Annotated in this window: 14 protein-coding genes; 7 read left to right on the top strand and 7 right to left on the bottom strand. The window is 66.9% G+C overall.

Annotation, left to right across the window (positions count from 1 at the left end):
* Positions 1-84: 84 nt before the first annotated feature.
* The 3 genes from ndk to WJT74_RS03890 all read right to left on the bottom strand — a co-directional run bounded on the left by ndk (position 85) and on the right by WJT74_RS03890 (position 2,467).
* The gene (ndk, locus tag WJT74_RS03900) at positions 85-507 is read right to left on the bottom strand and encodes a nucleoside-diphosphate kinase (protein ID WP_343347092.1); all 423 of its coding nucleotides are present in this window, start codon (positions 505-507) and stop codon (positions 85-87) included.
* Positions 508-576: 69 nt separating this feature from the next.
* Complete coding sequence (locus tag WJT74_RS03895) at positions 577-1,017, bottom strand: DNA polymerase III subunit chi (RefSeq protein WP_343348087.1); 441 nt, start codon at positions 1,015-1,017, stop codon at positions 577-579.
* A gap of 4 nt (positions 1,018-1,021) precedes the next feature.
* Complete coding sequence (locus WJT74_RS03890; RefSeq protein ID WP_343347090.1) at positions 1,022-2,467, bottom strand: leucyl aminopeptidase; 1,446 nt, start codon at positions 2,465-2,467, stop codon at positions 1,022-1,024.
* A 143-nt stretch (positions 2,468-2,610) separates the two neighbouring features.
* Here WJT74_RS03890 and WJT74_RS03885 point away from each other — a divergent pair, with 143 nt between their 5' ends.
* The 4 genes from WJT74_RS03885 to rsmA all read left to right on the top strand — a co-directional run bounded on the left by WJT74_RS03885 (position 2,611) and on the right by rsmA (position 8,063).
* Positions 2,611-4,806 carry an LPS-assembly protein LptD gene (locus tag WJT74_RS03885; protein WP_343347088.1) on the top strand — a complete coding sequence of 732 codons (2,196 nt, stop codon included), beginning with the start codon at positions 2,611-2,613 and terminating at the stop codon, positions 4,804-4,806.
* 65 nt (positions 4,807-4,871) lie between these two features.
* Entirely contained in the window at positions 4,872-6,200 is a 1,329-nt protein-coding gene (locus WJT74_RS03880; protein WP_343347085.1) for a peptidylprolyl isomerase, read from the top strand.
* A gap of 10 nt (positions 6,201-6,210) precedes the next feature.
* Entirely contained in the window at positions 6,211-7,245 is a 1,035-nt protein-coding gene (pdxA, locus tag WJT74_RS03875) for a 4-hydroxythreonine-4-phosphate dehydrogenase PdxA (protein WP_343347082.1), read from the top strand.
* Entirely contained in the window at positions 7,242-8,063 is an 822-nt protein-coding gene (rsmA, locus tag WJT74_RS03870; RefSeq protein ID WP_343347080.1) for a 16S rRNA (adenine(1518)-N(6)/adenine(1519)-N(6))-dimethyltransferase RsmA, read from the top strand. Before pdxA ends, rsmA begins: the two co-directional genes overlap by 4 nt.
* Here rsmA and WJT74_RS03865 read toward each other — a convergent pair.
* From WJT74_RS03865 to WJT74_RS03850, 4 genes are read right to left on the bottom strand one after another with little or no spacing between them, the layout of a single operon-like run.
* Complete coding sequence (locus tag WJT74_RS03865) at positions 8,060-8,557, bottom strand: hypothetical protein (RefSeq protein WP_343347078.1); 498 nt, start codon at positions 8,555-8,557, stop codon at positions 8,060-8,062. The genes rsmA and WJT74_RS03865 overlap by 4 nt on opposite strands.
* Positions 8,558-8,587: 30 nt before the next feature.
* A complete protein-coding gene (locus WJT74_RS03860) occupies positions 8,588-9,757 on the bottom strand; it encodes an RsmB/NOP family class I SAM-dependent RNA methyltransferase (RefSeq protein WP_343347076.1) in 1,170 nt (389 codons plus the stop codon).
* Positions 9,754-11,217: an IMP dehydrogenase gene (guaB, locus tag WJT74_RS03855; protein WP_343347074.1), complete on the bottom strand. Its 1,464-nt coding sequence runs from the start codon at positions 11,215-11,217 to the stop codon at positions 9,754-9,756. Before guaB ends, WJT74_RS03860 begins: the two co-directional genes overlap by 4 nt.
* Positions 11,218-11,256: 39 nt before the next feature.
* Positions 11,257-12,090 (bottom strand): HpcH/HpaI aldolase/citrate lyase family protein, encoded by an 834-nt coding sequence (locus WJT74_RS03850; RefSeq protein WP_343347072.1) that lies wholly within the window; start codon positions 12,088-12,090, stop codon positions 11,257-11,259.
* A 54-nt stretch (positions 12,091-12,144) separates the two neighbouring features.
* Here WJT74_RS03850 and WJT74_RS03845 point away from each other — a divergent pair, with 54 nt between their 5' ends.
* Genes WJT74_RS03845 through WJT74_RS03835 form a run of 3 tightly spaced genes read left to right on the top strand, consistent with a single transcriptional unit; the run spans position 12,145 to position 15,442 of the window.
* Positions 12,145-13,152, top strand: coding sequence for an SPFH domain-containing protein (locus tag WJT74_RS03845; protein ID WP_343347070.1), 1,008 nt, complete (start codon positions 12,145-12,147; stop codon positions 13,150-13,152).
* Entirely contained in the window at positions 13,152-13,607 is a 456-nt protein-coding gene (locus tag WJT74_RS03840; protein WP_343347069.1) for an NfeD family protein, read from the top strand. The genes WJT74_RS03845 and WJT74_RS03840 overlap by 1 nt, the downstream gene beginning before the upstream one ends.
* A 5-nt stretch (positions 13,608-13,612) precedes the next feature.
* Positions 13,613-15,442, top strand: a complete 1,830-nt coding sequence (locus tag WJT74_RS03835) for a DUF885 domain-containing protein (RefSeq protein WP_343347067.1) — start codon at positions 13,613-13,615, stop codon at positions 15,440-15,442.
* Positions 15,443-15,452 lie beyond the last annotated feature (10 nt).

Raw genomic sequence — 15,452 nt, 5'->3', positions numbered from 1 at the left:
GTTCCGCTCAAGTGCCCCATCCCAAAAGAAAGGGGCCGCAGGCACGACCCTGCGACCCCCATGGCACGAGTTAATGAGAGTCTCTTAGCCGACAATTTCGCTTTCGTCGAAGAAAAAGGCGATTTCGTTCGCGGCATTCTCTTCGCTGTCCGATCCGTGGACCGAATTGGCTTCGATCGATTCGGCGTGTTCGCGGCGGATCGTGCCTTCGTCGGCGTCGGCCGGATTGGTCGCGCCCATGATGTCGCGGTTGCGCTTCACGGCGTCCTCGCCCTCGAGAACTTGGACCACGACCGGGCCCGAGGTCATGAACGAGACGAGATCGTCGTAGAAGGGGCGCTCCTTGTGGACTTCGTAGAAGCCCTTGGCCTGCTCCTCGGTCATCTGGATGCGCTTGGAAGCGACAACGCGCAGGCCGGCTTCTTCCAGCATCTTGGTGACCGCGCCGGTCAGGTTGCGGCGGGTGGCGTCGGGTTTGATGATCGAAAAGGTGCGGGTGACCGCCATGATATGTCTCCGGATGAAGGGGGGCTGTTGCGCGCGCCCCCTACCCGCCCGCCGCTGCCCGCGCAAGCGTCAGGCGCGCTGCACCCACTTTCCATCCTCGCGCGCCCAGTAATGTCGCTCGACGCCCTTTTCGTCGCCAAGCTCCTTCCATGCGACACGCGCCGCCTCGATCGTCTCCCCATCGAACAGCATGAAGGCGCGATCGAACCCCAGTGCCGCAGGGCGCCACTCCCCGTCGGCGAGCGCGATGTTGCGCGCACCGTTCGGCGCGACCGTTCGGGTCGACAGCAGGATCGGCTGATCCACGTCGCGCGGCCCGCCTTCGCGACCATGCGCCAGGAAACTGTCGGGGGTGTGCGTCCACAAGGAACGGTCGAGGGTCGCGAGCTGCGCCTCGTCGGCACTGGTCACGAGCAGGCGATCTCCCCCGTCCAGCAACTTGCCCGCGATGGCGGCGAGAATGGCCGCCCCCGCCGCTGCATCGTCGAGCTGATAGAAATCGACGCGCAGCGCTTTATCCCTCGCAATGCTCTTCGACGTAGAGATCGAGCAAGCGCACGCCGAAGCCCGTCGCGCCCTTGTCGATCTTGGCGCGCGGCTTGCCGCTCCATGCCATGCCCGCGATGTCGAGGTGCGCCCATTTGACGCCATCGTCGATGAACCGCTGCAGGAACTGCGCGGCCGTGATCGAACCCGCCTCGCGCGGGCCCACATTCTTCATGTCCGAGATCGGCGTATCGAGCAGACGGTCGTACCCTTCGCCGAGCGGCATCCGCCACAGCTTGTCGCCCGACGTCTTGCCCGTTTCCGTCAGCGTCGCGGCCAGGTCGTCGCTGTTGGTGAAAAAACCCGCCTGTTCGTTGCCCAGCGCGATGACCATCGCACCGGTGAGGGTGGCGAGGTCGATGATCGTCTCGGGATTATATTCCTGCTGTCCGTAGGTCAGCGCATCGCACAGGACGAGGCGCCCTTCCGCGTCGGTGTTGATGACCTCGATCGTCTGACCCGACATGCTGGTCACGACGTCGCCGGGGCGCTGCGCATTGCCGTCGGGCATGTTCTCGACCAGCCCGCACAGGCCCACGATGTTGGCTTTCGCCTTGCGCCCCGCGATCGCGAGCATGGCACCCGCGACCGCCCCCGCGCCGCCCATGTCCCACTTCATCGATTCCATGCCCTGCGGCGGCTTCATCGAGATGCCGCCCGTATCGAAGGTGACACCCTTCCCGACCAGCATGGTGGGCGTATCGTCGCCCTCGCCGCCCATCCACTTGAGGACCAGCAGACGCGGCGGTTTGACCGAACCCTGGCTGACGCCGAGCAGCGCGCCCATGCCCAGCTTCTCCATCTCTTCCTTCCCGAGAGTCTCGATCACCAGGCCGGTGCCCTCGGCATGTTCCTTGACGCGGTCGACGAAGCTTTCGGGGTAGATGATGTTGGCCGGCTCGGTGACCAACTCGCGTGTCAGCGCGAGGCCGCGCGACAACGGCTCCCACCGGTTCGTCCACCGATCCTCGGTTCCCTTGGGCGCGCCGACGATCGTCACCGTCTCGAGCGAGATCTCCTCGCTCTTCTTGCGCTTGGTACGGCGATCGAAACGCCATCCGCGCACCACCGCGCCCAGCGCGATGCGGGCGGCATGGTCGGCCTCGACGTCCTTGTCGCGCAGATCGACGACGGCGTGGGTTTCTCCCGACGTCAGCAGATGCTTGGCGAGCGTCGCGCCGATGACCTCGGCGTCATGATCCTTCCCCGCGCCGATCCCGACCACCAGGATCCGGCGTCCGTCATCGGGATCGTAGGCCGTCGCCGCCTTCCCGGCCTTGCCCTCGAACCGCTGCTTCTCGAGGCTTTTCGCGACCCCCTTCCACGCACCGACGGCGTCGTCGTCGGCACCGGTGGCGGGAAGGACGAGCGTGTAGTCGCCGTCGGGAAGAGCGGAAGCGAAGCGGATCTGCATGGAAAATACCTCTGGTCTGAAACATCGGGCCGATCGGCCGTTCGCGTGCGTCTTAGAACGGGTGAGCGCGAAAAGGCAAAGGCGGATTGCCGCTCACCGGCGAAGCGGGCATAGGCCTGATCATGAGCGGTTCGAGGGATAGGATGCGGTGGCTCGCAGGGGTGGCGCTCGGCCTCGCTGCGCTGCCTTCGACGGCCGTCGCGCAGGACATCGGCGAGGATCTGACCCCCGTCGCGCTGCCCGGTAGCGAACTCGCCTTCAACGCCGACGAGATCATCTACGACGCCAACGTCGATACCGTGACCGCGGCGGGGCAGGTGCGGGTGCGGCAGGACGGATACGCGCTGGCCGCCGACCGCCTCGTCTGGGATCGGGTCGCGGGCACGATCATCGCCAGCGGGAACGTCGTATTGCTCGCCCCGACCGGCGACCGACTGGTCGGGGACAGCGTCCTCCTCGACGAAACGCTCGAGGCGGCCAGCATCGAGAATTTCCTCCTCGCGCTAGAAACCGGCGGCCGCGTGGCGGGCGAGCAGGGGCGGAGCGAGGACGGCGACTTCATCGTCGACAATGCGGCCTACTCGCCCTGTGCGGCCGACTGCGACGGACTGTCCTGGCGCATCACCGCAGCGCAGGTCATCCGCGAGGAAGACACGGGTCGACTGACGTTCCGCGGGGGGCGCTTGCACATCTTCGGGCTCGACCTCCCGCTCCTGCCGGTCTTCTCGATCGGCGATCCGGGTCCGCTTGGCGGCACCAGCGGCTTCATGATCCCCGACGTCAGCATTTCGGGCGTCAACGGGCTGGAGCTCAGCTTCCCTTACTACCGCCGCCTCGCCCGCAATCGCGACGTCACCGTCACGCCGCACCTGTACACGGGCAACCTTCCCGGCCTCTCGACCCGTTATCGCCAGCTCGGCGAAAGCGGCGCGTTCCAGGTCGGCGGCTTTCTCACCTACGGCGACATCGACAATCCCGATGTCGGTGCAAGGCCCGAAAGCCTCGGGGAGGACGTGCGCGGCTATTTCGATGCCAACGGGCGCTTCCAGTTCGATCCCTATTGGCGCGCGACCGGATCGCTTCGCTACACCACCGACAAGACCGTCACCCGCCGCTTCGACCTGACCCGCGACGACCGCCTGCGCAACGTCGTCAACGTCGAACGACTGGACGAAGACAGCTACATCTCGATCGCCGGATGGGCGTTCCAGGGCCTGCGCGTCGACGACGTGCAGGACACGCTGCCGATCGCGCTGCCCGCGATCGACGCGCGGTTCCGTCTCGACGACCCCGTGGCGGGTGGCCAGGTCGAGCTGCAGGGCAACAGCCTCGCCATCCTCCGTACCGACGGTCAGGACACGCAACGCGCGTTCGCGCTCGGCCGGTGGGACCGTCGCCTGCTGACGTCGCTCGGACAGGAACTGACGCTGACGGGCTATCTGCGCGGCGATCTCTACCACACCGACGAGGTGCTCGAGACCGCCGTGCCCATCTATCGCGGCGAAGAGGGCTGGAACGCGCGCGGAATCGCCGCTGCGGCCGCCGACCTGCGCTGGCCGCTGATCGGCGAAGCATTGGGCGGCACGCTGCGGGTCATCCCGCGCGTCCAGTTGGTCCTCACCCCGCCGACCAAGAACCTCGACATTCCGAACGAGGATGCGCGCGCCATCGACCTCGAGGACAGCAACCTGTTCGCCCTTAACCGCTTCCCCGGCTACGACCGGTGGGAAGACGGCAGCCGCGTGACCTACGGTGTCGAATGGCTTCTCGACCGACCTAATTTCCAGGTCCGGTCCAATCTCGGGCAAAGCTATCGCCTGACCGACGAGCCGCTCATCTTTCCCGACGGCACCGGGCTCACCGACCAGTGGAGCGATTTCGTCGGGCGTACGCGCTTCCGCTATGGCCGCTTCGTCGATCTCACCGCGCGCTACCGCCTCGACAAGGACGGGCTGGCGTTCCGGCGCAGCGAACTCGATCTCACCGTCGGGACGATCGAGACCTACGCCACCATCGGCTATCTCCGTCTCGACCGCGACATCGACCCCACCATCGAGGATCTGCGCGACAAGGAAGAACTGCGTCTCGCCGGACGTTTCCATTTCCTCGACCATTATTCGATCTTCGGCTCGACCGTGCTCGACCTCACCGACAGCGCCGAGGACCCGCTGTCCCTCTCCGACGGGTTCGAACCGGCGCGCCACCGGATCGGCGTGTTTTACGACGATGATTACATCGAGCTTGGGCTTTCGTGGAAACGCGACTATGAACGCATCGGAGCGTTCCGCCGGGGATCCACATTTTCGGTTACCTTCAATCTGAAGGGTCTCGGCCGCTAAGCGCAGGTTCAGCCGCGCTTGCCCATTGGAAACGACGAATTGACCATAGGGATTCGATTTCGACCATGAACACATTGACCATGATGACCGCCGCCCTCGCGGGCCTTGGCGCCATGAGCCTTTCGGGCGCGGCGCAGGCCCAGGATTTCAACAGCGCGAGCGGGCTCCGGCTGCCGGAGAACATCCAGCTGTTCGGCGACACCCTGCCCTCGGTGGTGAAGGCGACCGCCATCGTGAACGGCGAGATCATCACCCAGACCGACATCGACCAGCGGGTCGCCCTGTCGCTCATCGGCAGCGACGCGACTATCGGCGAAGAGGATCTGCGCCGTCTGCAGCAGCAGGCCCTGCGCAACCTCATCGACGAGACGCTCCAGACGCAGGCCGCGATCGCCGAGGAAATCGAACTTCCGCAGGCCGACATCGACCGTTCGGTGCAGCGCGTGGCCGAAAACGCCAACGTTTCGGTTCCCGAACTGCTCGTCCTGCTCGAACAATCGGGTTCGTCCAAGCGCTCGCTCGACCGCCAGATCCGCGGCGAACTCGCCTGGTACCGTCTCCAGGACAAGAAGATCGCCAGCGGCATCAGCGTCGGCGACGACGAGATCGACGCGGTCATCGAGAAGATGGAAGCCAACAAGGGACAGGTCGAATATCGCGTCGGCGAAATCTTTCTGTCCTCCACCCCCGCGACCGACGACCAGGTCCGTGCCAACGCCGAGCAGATCATCGAACTCCTTCGGCAGGGCGTCGATTTTCGTGCCATCGCGCGGCAATATTCCGAAGCCAGCCATGCTGCGGTCGGCGGTCTTCTGGGCTGGGTCCGTCCCGAAGATCTTCCCGCCGAACTGGGCACCGCGCTCACCAACATGGAAGTCGGCGCCGTCACGATCCCCATCAAGATTCCCGGCGGCTATTCGATCATGACGCTGTCGGACAAGCGCACCATTCTGGCCGCCGATCCGCGCGACGCGGTCCTGAGCCTCAAACAGGTATCGATTCCGATGCAGGCCGACATGCCCGAAGCCCAGATTCAGGCTCTGCTCGACCGCTTCGCCGATGCGGCTGCCGCCAACCAGGGTTGCGGCGGGGCCGAACGGCTCGCCAGCGATTTCGGCGGGCGCGTGGTCAGTCAGGACGGCATCGTGATCCGCGATCTGCCGCCCGCGCTCCAGGCGATGATGGCCGACATGCAGATCGGTCAGGCTACTCGTCCCTTCGGCGCGGTCGACGATGCGGTTTCCACGCTCGTCATCTGCGGCCGCGAGGATGCGCGCGTGAACATGCCGAGCCGACGCGAGATCGAGAACCAGAAGGTGGACGAACGGGTCGCCATGCGTGCCCGCCGCTACCTGCGCGACCTGCGCCGCGACGCGATCATCGACTTCCGCTAGGGCCATCGTCGTGGACGCCGGGCTCCCGGTCGCACTGACGATGGGCGATCCCGCCGGGATCGGTCCCGAAATTGCGGCCAAGAGCTGGCGTGCGCGCACGGCCCACGACCTTCCGGTGTTCGCCCTGATCGGCGATCCGGCCGCGGTGCGCGCCGTATGGGACGGGCCCGTCGAGGAAATCGGCACGCCCGAGGCTGCGGCCGACGTCTTCGACCATGCGCTCCCCGTCATCCCCGTTCGTACCGAACGTCCGGTCGAACCGGGCCGCCCGACCGAAGACGGCGCCCGTGCCGCGCTTCAGGCGCTGGAACTGGGCGTCGGCCTCGCCCGGGCCGGATCGGTCGGCGCCGTCGTGACCGGGCCTGTATCGAAGGAACGGCTCTACGACATCGGTTTCACCCATCCGGGCCAGACCGAGTTCATCGCCGAACGCTGCGGCGTCTCCAAGACCAACGTGGCCATGATGCTGGCAGGGCCAAGCCTCCGCTGCGTGCCGGTCACCGGTCACGTCGCGCTGGTCGAGGTCGAGGGCCTCCTTTCGACCGAGCTCATTGTCGCCCGCGCCCGAGCGACATTGCGCGGCCTCATTCGCAACTTCGGCATTGAACGTCCCCGCCTCGCGGTCGCCGGCATGAACCCGCATGCGGGCGAGAATGGCGCGATCGGTCGCGAGGAAATCGACCTCATCGAACCCGCCGTCAAACAGCTGCGCGAAGAAGGCTGGGACGTCGTGGGTCCGCTGCCCGCTGATACCATGTTCCACGCCCGGGCCCGCGCCGACTATGACGCGGCGTTGGCGATGTATCATGACCAGGCGCTGATCCCGCTGAAGGCACTGCATTTCGACGAAGGCGTCAACATGACGCTGGGACTGCCGATCGTGCGCACCTCCGCCGATCATGGCACCGCCTTCGGCATCGCGGGAACCGATGTGGCGCTTCCCGATGCGACCATCGCGGCATTGACGATGGCGGCCGAGGCAGTCCGCCACCGCGCGTCGCAGGGCAATCCTCTACCCCAGGCCATCGACGCCCCCGCCGAATGAGCGAAAGCGCGCCCGAACCGCTGCGCGACGTCATCCGTCGCCACGGATTGAGCGCATCCAAGGCGCTCGGCCAGAATTTCATTCTCGATCGCCAATTGCTCGCCCGCATCGCCGCCATCCCCGGCGATCTGGCCGGCGCGATGGTGTTCGAGGTTGGCCCCGGACCCGGCGGCCTGACCCGCGCTTTGCTCGACACCGGCGCCCGTGTCGTTGCGGTCGAGCGGGATGCCCGCTGCCTTCCGGCGCTCCACGAACTCCAGGAAGAAAGCGACGACCGGCTCACGCTGATTGAGGGCGACGCGCTCGAGGTCGACGCCGCATCGTTGACCGACGATGCGCTGCATATCGTTGCCAATCTGCCCTACAATATCGGCACGCAACTGCTCGTCGACTGGCTCGAGGCGGACAACTGGCCCCCCTTCTGGGCCTCGCTCACCCTGATGTTCCAGCGCGAGGTCGCCGAACGCATCGTCGCGCAACCGGGAACCAGCGCCTACGGGCGGCTGTCGGTCCTGTCCCAGTGGCGCTCCGAAGCGCGGATCGCCATGAAGCTGGCCGCCGCGGCTTTCACGCCGCCCCCCAAGGTCGCAAGCGCGGTCGTGCACATCGTGCCGGGCGACGCGCCCGAGGGCGTGGATCCGAAAACCCTTTCGCGCCTCACCGCCGCCGCCTTCGGACAGCGCCGCAAGATGCTGCGCCAATCGCTCAAGGGGATGGCGGGTGCGCTCGACGCGTTGGAAGAAGTGGGGATCGACCCGACGCGACGCGCCGAAACGCTCAGTGTCGGGGAATTCGTGGCGATCGCCGCAAAGCTCTAGTTTGCTTCGACCTCGGCAGGATCATTGTCGTTGACCGCGAGCACGGGACCGCGCGCGATGGCCGCGGCGATCGTGTCCTGCTCGGCGCACTCCGACCCGCAGATCCGTTCGAGCCGTGCGATGTTGGCTTCGGCCTTCTCCACCGCGCCCAGCGCGGCATAGGCCTGCCCCTGCACCGCCAGCGCGCTGCGATCGGTCGGTTCGATGGTCAGCGCCTTGCGCGCCAGTCGGATCGCCTGGCCGAACAGTTCCTGCTCGATCGCCACCTTCGCCATCGCGACGTAAGCGGCACGGTTGCGCGGATCGGCGACCAAAGCGGCCTCGAATGCGTTGTCCGCGCCGACGAGATCGCCCGCCGCCAGCGCCGCCTGCCCTTCCTCGACCAGTTCGATCGACAGCGGCGCGATCTGGGCGTCGCGGTCCTGCGCGAAACCGGGGGCCGCGATCGTCGACGTGGCCAGTCCGAGGGCGAGGATGAGGGGGGTGAGGCGCATCAATATCTCCACTTCGTCTCGTCCAGCCTATCAGTCTTTAAGAAGCGCCGCGATGAAAAATCCGTCGGTGCCCTCGTGGCCGGGGGTCAGCAGTCGACCCGCCCCCGATTGCCGTCCGAATGAAAGATCGTGATGCACGCTCCATCCTGAATGTCGGCTGAGGAACCGCTCGATCTGATCCGCTCCTTCCTGCTCGATCAGCGAGCAGGTCGCATAGACGAGACGTCCGCCCGGCCTGACCAGCGGCGCGGCGAGATCGAGGATGCGGGCCTGCGTCTCGACCAGTGCATCGAGCCGGTCGGGCGTCAGTCGCCAGCGCAGTTCCGGGCTCCGCCGCCACGTCCCCGAACCGCTGCACGGGGCATCGACCAGCACGCCGTCGGTCCGCCCGTGAAAGTCGGCCAGTGCCTCGGCCTCGCGCGGCGGGTTCATCAACAGGGTTTCGATCACCGCGCCCGCCCGCTCGGCGCGGGGCGGCAGCTGGTGCAACCGCCTTTTGTCGACATCGGCGGCGACGATCCGCGCTTCGGGCTCCATGGCCGCAAGCGCGAGGCTCTTTCCTCCCGCCCCCGCGCAGAGGTCGAGGAACGTCTTGCCCGCCTTCGGATCGCACGCAAGCGCGACCAGTTGGCTGGCCTCGTCCTGTATCTCGATGCGGCCCTCGCGAAACGCCGGTGTGTCGTCGAGCCGCGTCTCGCTCTCGAAGCGCAGTCCCCAAGGGCTCAAGGGCGTGAAATCGCCACCCAGTTCGTTCCTAACCGTCCCACGGTCCGCACGCGCCACATTGACCCGCGCGTCGAGCGGTGCACGGTCGAGCAGCGCATCGCGGCCCTCTTCGCCTACCAGCGGCGACAGCAGCGCCCCGATCCACTCGGGCACCACCCCCGCCTGCGCGCCCTCTTCATCCTCGCGGATCGGCACGGGGCCATGATCGCTGCCGTCGAACAGGTCGCGCACTTCGGCATTCTCGTCCACCAGCCCGATCGCCGCCGCACGTCCCGACGCGGGCGGCACCGCGCTGCGACGGATCATGGCGTAGACATGCTCGCGCACGGCGCGCCGATCCTTCGACCCGGCGTATCGCCGCGTACGGAAATACTCGCGAACGATCGCGTCGGCGGGCGGGCCGCCGCTTCGGGCCGCCTCGATCACCGTATCGACGATCTCGATCGCTGCCTGAAGACGCGCGGCCGGTCTCATCGCGTCGGGTAGTTCGGCGCCTCGCGAGTGATCGCGACGTCGTGGACATGGCTTTCCGACAGGCCCGCGCCCGTGATCCGCACGAATTTCGCGCGTTCGCGGAAATCGTTCATCGTCGCCGAGCCCGTATAGCCCATCGCCGCCTTCACCCCGCCGACCAGCTGGTGGACGATGTCGCGCACCGGCCCCTTGAAGGGCACCTGTCCCTCGATCCCTTCGGGAACGAGCTTCATGTGATCCTTGATGTCCTGCTGGAAATAGCGGTCGGCGCTGCCGCGGCTCATCGCCCCCACGCTGCCCATGCCGCGATAGCTCTTGTAGGCGCGGCCCTGGTACAGGAAGGTCTCGCCCGGCGCTTCCTCGGTCCCGGCGAACAGGCTGCCCACCATCACGCTCGACGCGCCGGCGGCCAGCGCCTTGGCCATGTCGCCAGACGTGCGAACGCCACCGTCCGCGATGATCGGCACACCCGCCGAACGCGCGGCTTCGGCGCAATCGAGAATGGCCGACAACTGGGGCACGCCCACGCCCGCGACGATCCGCGTGGTGCAGATCGACCCCGGTCCGATTCCGACCTTCACCGCATCGGCGCCCGCGTCGATCAGCGCCTTTGTCGCGGCCGCGGTCGCGACGTTTCCCGCCACGACCTGCACCTTGTTCGACAGCTTCTTCACGTCGCTTACCGCGGTGGAGACGGCGTCGTTGTGTCCGTGCGCGGTGTCGATGACGATGCAGTCGACACCCGCATCGATCAGCGCTTCGGACCGCTTTAGGCCCTTCTCCCCCACCGTCGATGCCGCGGCTACGCGAAGCCGCCCGGCTTCGTCCTTGGTCGCATCGGGGCTGGCGACCGACTTCTCGATGTCCTTGACGGTGATGAGCCCGACCAGATGTCCCTCGTCATCGGTGACGAGCAGTTTTTCGATCCGCCGCTGGTGCAGGATGCGCCGCGCCTCTTCCTGGCTGGTGCCTTCGCGAACCGTTGCCAGATTCTCTGACGTCATCAATTCGCTCACCGGCTGATCGGGATTTTCGGCGAAGCGCACGTCGCGGTTGGTCAGGATACCCGTCAGCTTGCCTCCCTGTTCGACGACCGGGATACCCGAAATGTTGTTGGCCTTCATCAGTTCGAGCGCTTCGGCCAGCGTCTGCTCGGGACGCATGCTAATCGGCTCGACCACCATCCCGCTCTCGAACCGCTTGACGGCGCGGACCGCCCCCGCCTGCTGCCCGATAGACAGATTGCGGTGCAGGACGCCGATCCCGCCCAGTTGCGCGATGGCGATCGCCATGTCGGCTTCGGTCACCGTGTCCATCGCGCTGGACAGCAGCGGGATCTTGAGCCGGATGTCGCGGGTCAGTTGCGAGGCGGTGTCGGTCGCACTCGGCAGCACGTTGGACTGCAACGGCTGCAACAGCACGTCGTCGAAGGTCAATGCGAGGGGAATGTCGTGGGCCATCCCCTCCCCTGTCAAATCACGCGCGATTCGCCAACCCCGTTAGGAAACTCCGGCGCGCTCCAGCACCCGTTTCGCCGAGGCGACGTGCATCGCCTCGACCATCTCGCCCTCGAAATTGATCGCGCCGCCGCGGTCCTCGGCATGGGCCAGGATGGCTCGGGCCCGTTCCACGTCGGCCTCGCTCGGCGCGAACACGGCCTGCACCGGCGCGATGTGCGAGGGGTGTATGACGGTCTTCCCGTCGAAACCGAGCCGGTAGCCGTGCCGCGTCGCCTCCTCCAGCCCCTCGGCATCGTCGATCCGGTTGTGCACCCCGTCATAGGCGGCGATGCCCCGCGCCCGCGCCGCCATGACCGTCCGCTCGAGCGCGTACATCATCCCCTCGCGGCCCACGCCCGCGGGCAACCGCAGGTCGGCGGCCAGGTCGTTCGTTCCGACGATCAGCATCGCGGCCGCATCGGCGATCTCGCCGATATTGGTAACCCCGAGCGCGGTCTCGATCATCGCCGCCACCGGCTGATCGCACTTGGCCGCGACCGATCCCACCGCCTCGCCGTCGGCGACCAGCGGCAGGACGACGAAATCCGCTTCCGAAGAACTCGCCGCCGCCAGGTCGGCGCTATGGCAGCCATGGCCCAGGCCGTTGACGCGGATGCCCACCGGCATCGGCCAATCAGCCTTCACCGCCGCGATCGCCGCATCGCGCGCGCCGGGCTTGTCCTCCATCGGCACGGCATCCTCGAGGTCGAGGATAACCATGTCCGCACCCGACGCTTTCGCCTTGTCGATCGCGCTGGCCCGGTTCGCGGGGCAGAACAGCACCGCGGGCCGGTCGAACAGCGCCGCGCGTCGGGCGAATTTTCTTTGCGTCATCAAGGCCGCTCCTGCATCATGTGCCGACACCATTCTTTCCCGGGGGAAATCGTCATGGAATATATCGTCGGCGCCATCGTCTTCGTCGTCCTCGTCTACTTCGCCATGGCGATCAAGATCGTGCGACAGGGCTATCGCTACACCATCGAACATTTCGGGCGCTTCACCCGAACCGCGCTGCCGGGCTTCAACTTCGTGCCGCCGGTCTTCTACCGCGTCGGCCACAAGATCAACATGATGGAGCAGGTGATCGACATTCCCGGGCAGGAAATCATCACCAAGGACAACGCCATGGTCTCGGTCGACGGCGTCGTCTTCTTCCAGGTGCTCGACGCCTCGAAGGCCGCCTACGAGGTTAGCGACCTCTATTCGGCACTGCTCGCACTGGCGACCACCAACCTGCGGACGGTGATGGGTTCGATGGACCTCGATGAAACCCTGTCCAAGCGCGACGAGATCAACGCGCGGCTGCTCTCGGTCGTCGATCAGGCGACCGAGGCGTGGGGCGTGAAGATCACCCGTGTGGAGATCAAGGACATCCGTCCGCCCAGCGACATCATCAACGCCATGACCCGTCAGATGAAGGCCGAGCGCGAGAAACGAGCCGCCATCCTCGAGGCGGAGGGCGAGCGGGCCAGCAACATCCTGCGCGCCGAAGGTCAGAAGCAGAGCCAGATCCTCGAGGCCGAGGGCGAACGCGAAAGCGCCTATGCGGAAGCCGAAGCCCGCGTCCGCCTTGCGGAGGCAGAGGCGACCGCGACCGAGGCGGTCTCCAACGCCATCGCCGGCGGCGACCGGCAGGCGATCAACTACTTCATCGCGCAGAAATATGTCGACGCGATCGGCAAGTTCGCCACCTCGCCCAATGCGAAGACGATCCTCTTCCCGGTGGAAGCGACCAATCTGATCGGTTCGCTCGGCGGAATCGCCGAACTGTCCAAGGATATCCTGGGCGACGACAGCGACAAACGCTCTCCCCCGACGCAGCCGCAGGTGCGCCGCTCGACCAACGACTCGCCCCAGCTCGGCAGCGGGATCCCCCGTTCGGGCGACGATAGCTGATGGACGCGCTTCCTCCAGGCGGCTGGTGGATCGTCGCGGGCTTCCTGCTCGTCGCGCTCGAACTGCTACTGCCGGGGGTCTTCCTGGTGTTCGTCGGCGCCGCCGCCGTCGCGACCGGCGCCTTCGTCTGGGCCTTCGACCTCGGCGTAACCGAAAGCCTGGTCCTGATGGCGCTCTACACCACCGTCGCGGTCCTGATCGGCAAGCGTATGTACGCCCGCCCCGCCATCGACGAGAGCGACGGGATGATGAACGACCTGTCGCTGCGCGTCATCGGCCGCAGCGTCGTCGCGGTGCGCGACTTCGATCATGGCGAAGGACGGGTGAAACTGGGCGACAGTGAATGGAGCGCCCGCGGGCCCAGCGACGTGAAGACCGGCGACCGGCTCGAAATCCGCGCGGTCGAAGGCACGTGCCTCAGGGTCGGCCGCCCCCGCCCCCAGATCGAAGGATAGTCCCGATGCCCGCTCTTTCCCGTCGCCAGATGCTGCTCGCCAGCGGCGCCGTCACGACCGCCGCCTTGTCCGGCTGCGCCGCCCCGCTGGCCTCGACCCGCGCCGCGCCCGGCGATGCCGCCGCCGCGCTCGAAGGCATTGGCCAGCGTCTGCTCGCCCACAAGCCCGAGGAAGCCACCACGCTCGGCATCGACACGGGTGCCAACGCCGCGCTCCGTTCGATGCTGGCCGACCGCAGCGCCGTGGGCCAGGCCGCCATCGCCACCACGCTTCGCCGCGATCTTGCGCTCGTCGATCGCTTCGACCTCGACACGCTGCCCTACGACCAGGCGACCTCGATGCGCGTCATCCGCTCGGCCTACGGCACCGCACTGGACGGCATGGCCCTTCCGTACGGCGACGTCCCCGTCGGTGGCTGGCGCAACACGCCCTACGTCGTCATCCAGAACGTCGGCGCCTATCTCGACATTCCCCGCTTCCTCGACAGCGAGCATCCCGTGAACGACGCGGGCGATGCGGAAGCCTATCTCGCCCGCCTGTCCTCGATGGCCGACCAGCTCGACGGGGAAACGGCCCGCATGCGTTCGGCCGCGGACTATGGCCTCGTCCCCCCCGACTTCCTGATCGACAAGGCGCTCCCGCAGATGCGCGCAGCGCACGCCAATATGCGGGCCGCCGACGGATCGCTCGTCACTTCGCTGACGGGCCGCACGACCGACATCGCCCGCGACTGGGGCGTTCGCGCCCGCGAAATCGCGCAGGGCCCGCTGGCCGCTGCGATGGCACGCCAGATCGCGGAAATGGAGCGGCAACGCCCCATGGCCTCGTCGCAGCCCGGCATGGGCACGCGTCCCGACGGTCCCGATTTCTATCGCTGGGCGCTCAAGGCCTCCACCACCACCACCCTTACCCCCGACGAGATCCACGAACTCGGTCACCAGCGGCTGCGCGAGATCTATGCCGAGATGGACGAGATCCTGAACGGCATCGGCTACACCTCGGGTAGCGTCGGCGACCGCATGAAGGCGCTGGGCGAGGACCCCGACTATCTGTTCCCCAACACCGACGCCGGTCGGCAGCAGCTCCTCGGTTTCCTAGACGATCGCCTCGAGGTCATTCGTGCAGAATTGCCCAACGCGTTCGACACGCTCGTCCCCGGCAACGTCGAGATCCGCCGCCTTCCGCCCGAGGAAGAGCCCGGCGCGCCCGGCGCCTACGGCGGCGCGGGGTCGATCGACGGCACCGTCCCCGGAAAGTTCTGGATCAACCTCCTCGATACCGCGATCCATCCGCGTTTCGGCCTTCCCAGCCTGCTCCATCACGAAGCCATCCCGGGTCACGTCTGGCAGGGCGAATATGCCAACCGCCTCCCGCTCATCCGCACCTTGCTCTCCTTCGGCGCCTATTCCGAAGGCTGGGCACTCTACGCCGAACAGCTCGCCGACGAACTCGGCGTCTACGAAGGGGACCGTGTCTTCAAACTGGGCTATCTCCAGTCGATCGCCTTTCGCGGCTGCCGCCTCGTCGTCGATACCGGCCTCCACGCCAAAGGCTGGGGCCGCGAGCAGGCGGTCCAGTGGTTCCACGAAACCAACGGCAACGCCATCGCCGAGGTCGCGCCCGAGATCGACCGCTATTGCAGCTGGCCCGGCCAGGCGACGAGCTACGAAGTCGGCCACATCGCCATCAACCGCGAACGCGACCGAGCGCAGGCGGCGCTCGGCGAGGCCTACCGGCTAAAGGCGTTCGACGACGCGGTCGTCCTCGGCGGGAACGTCCCGATGGACGTGCTCGCGGCGAATGTCGGGCAGTATATCGCGAGGATTCGGGGGTAGACAGACGGTC

Origin of the sequence: Sphingomicrobium sp. XHP0239 (assembly GCF_039555325.1) — a bacterium.
Classification (GTDB): domain Bacteria; phylum Pseudomonadota; class Alphaproteobacteria; order Sphingomonadales; family Sphingomonadaceae; genus Sphingomicrobium; species Sphingomicrobium maritimum.
The sequence above is the reverse complement of the archived record's forward strand: the minus strand, read 5'-3'. Positions and strand labels throughout refer to the sequence as shown.

Excerpts from the sequence above, each read along its gene's own strand:
- WJT74_RS03860 (WP_343347076.1), bottom strand. The coding sequence starts at position 9,757 with ATGAGACCGGCCGCGCGTCTTCAGGCAGCGATCGAGATCGTCGATACG.
- WJT74_RS03850 (WP_343347072.1), bottom strand. The coding sequence starts at position 12,090 with ATGACGCAAAGAAAATTCGCCCGACGCGCGGCGCTGTTCGACCGGCCC.
- guaB (WP_343347074.1), bottom strand. The coding sequence starts at position 11,217 with ATGGCCCACGACATTCCCCTCGCATTGACCTTCGACGACGTGCTGTTG.
- WJT74_RS03845 (WP_343347070.1), top strand. The coding sequence starts at position 12,145 with ATGGAATATATCGTCGGCGCCATCGTCTTCGTCGTCCTCGTCTACTTC.
- WJT74_RS03840 (WP_343347069.1), top strand. The coding sequence starts at position 13,152 with ATGGACGCGCTTCCTCCAGGCGGCTGGTGGATCGTCGCGGGCTTCCTG.
- WJT74_RS03880 (WP_343347085.1), top strand. The coding sequence starts at position 4,872 with ATGAACACATTGACCATGATGACCGCCGCCCTCGCGGGCCTTGGCGCC.
- ndk (WP_343347092.1), bottom strand. The coding sequence starts at position 507 with ATGGCGGTCACCCGCACCTTTTCGATCATCAAACCCGACGCCACCCGC.
- rsmA (WP_343347080.1), top strand. The coding sequence starts at position 7,242 with ATGAGCGAAAGCGCGCCCGAACCGCTGCGCGACGTCATCCGTCGCCAC.
- WJT74_RS03885 (WP_343347088.1), top strand. The coding sequence starts at position 2,611 with ATGCGGTGGCTCGCAGGGGTGGCGCTCGGCCTCGCTGCGCTGCCTTCG.
- WJT74_RS03865 (WP_343347078.1), bottom strand. The coding sequence starts at position 8,557 with ATGCGCCTCACCCCCCTCATCCTCGCCCTCGGACTGGCCACGTCGACG.
- WJT74_RS03890 (WP_343347090.1), bottom strand. The coding sequence starts at position 2,467 with ATGCAGATCCGCTTCGCTTCCGCTCTTCCCGACGGCGACTACACGCTC.
- WJT74_RS03835 (WP_343347067.1), top strand. The coding sequence starts at position 13,613 with ATGCCCGCTCTTTCCCGTCGCCAGATGCTGCTCGCCAGCGGCGCCGTC.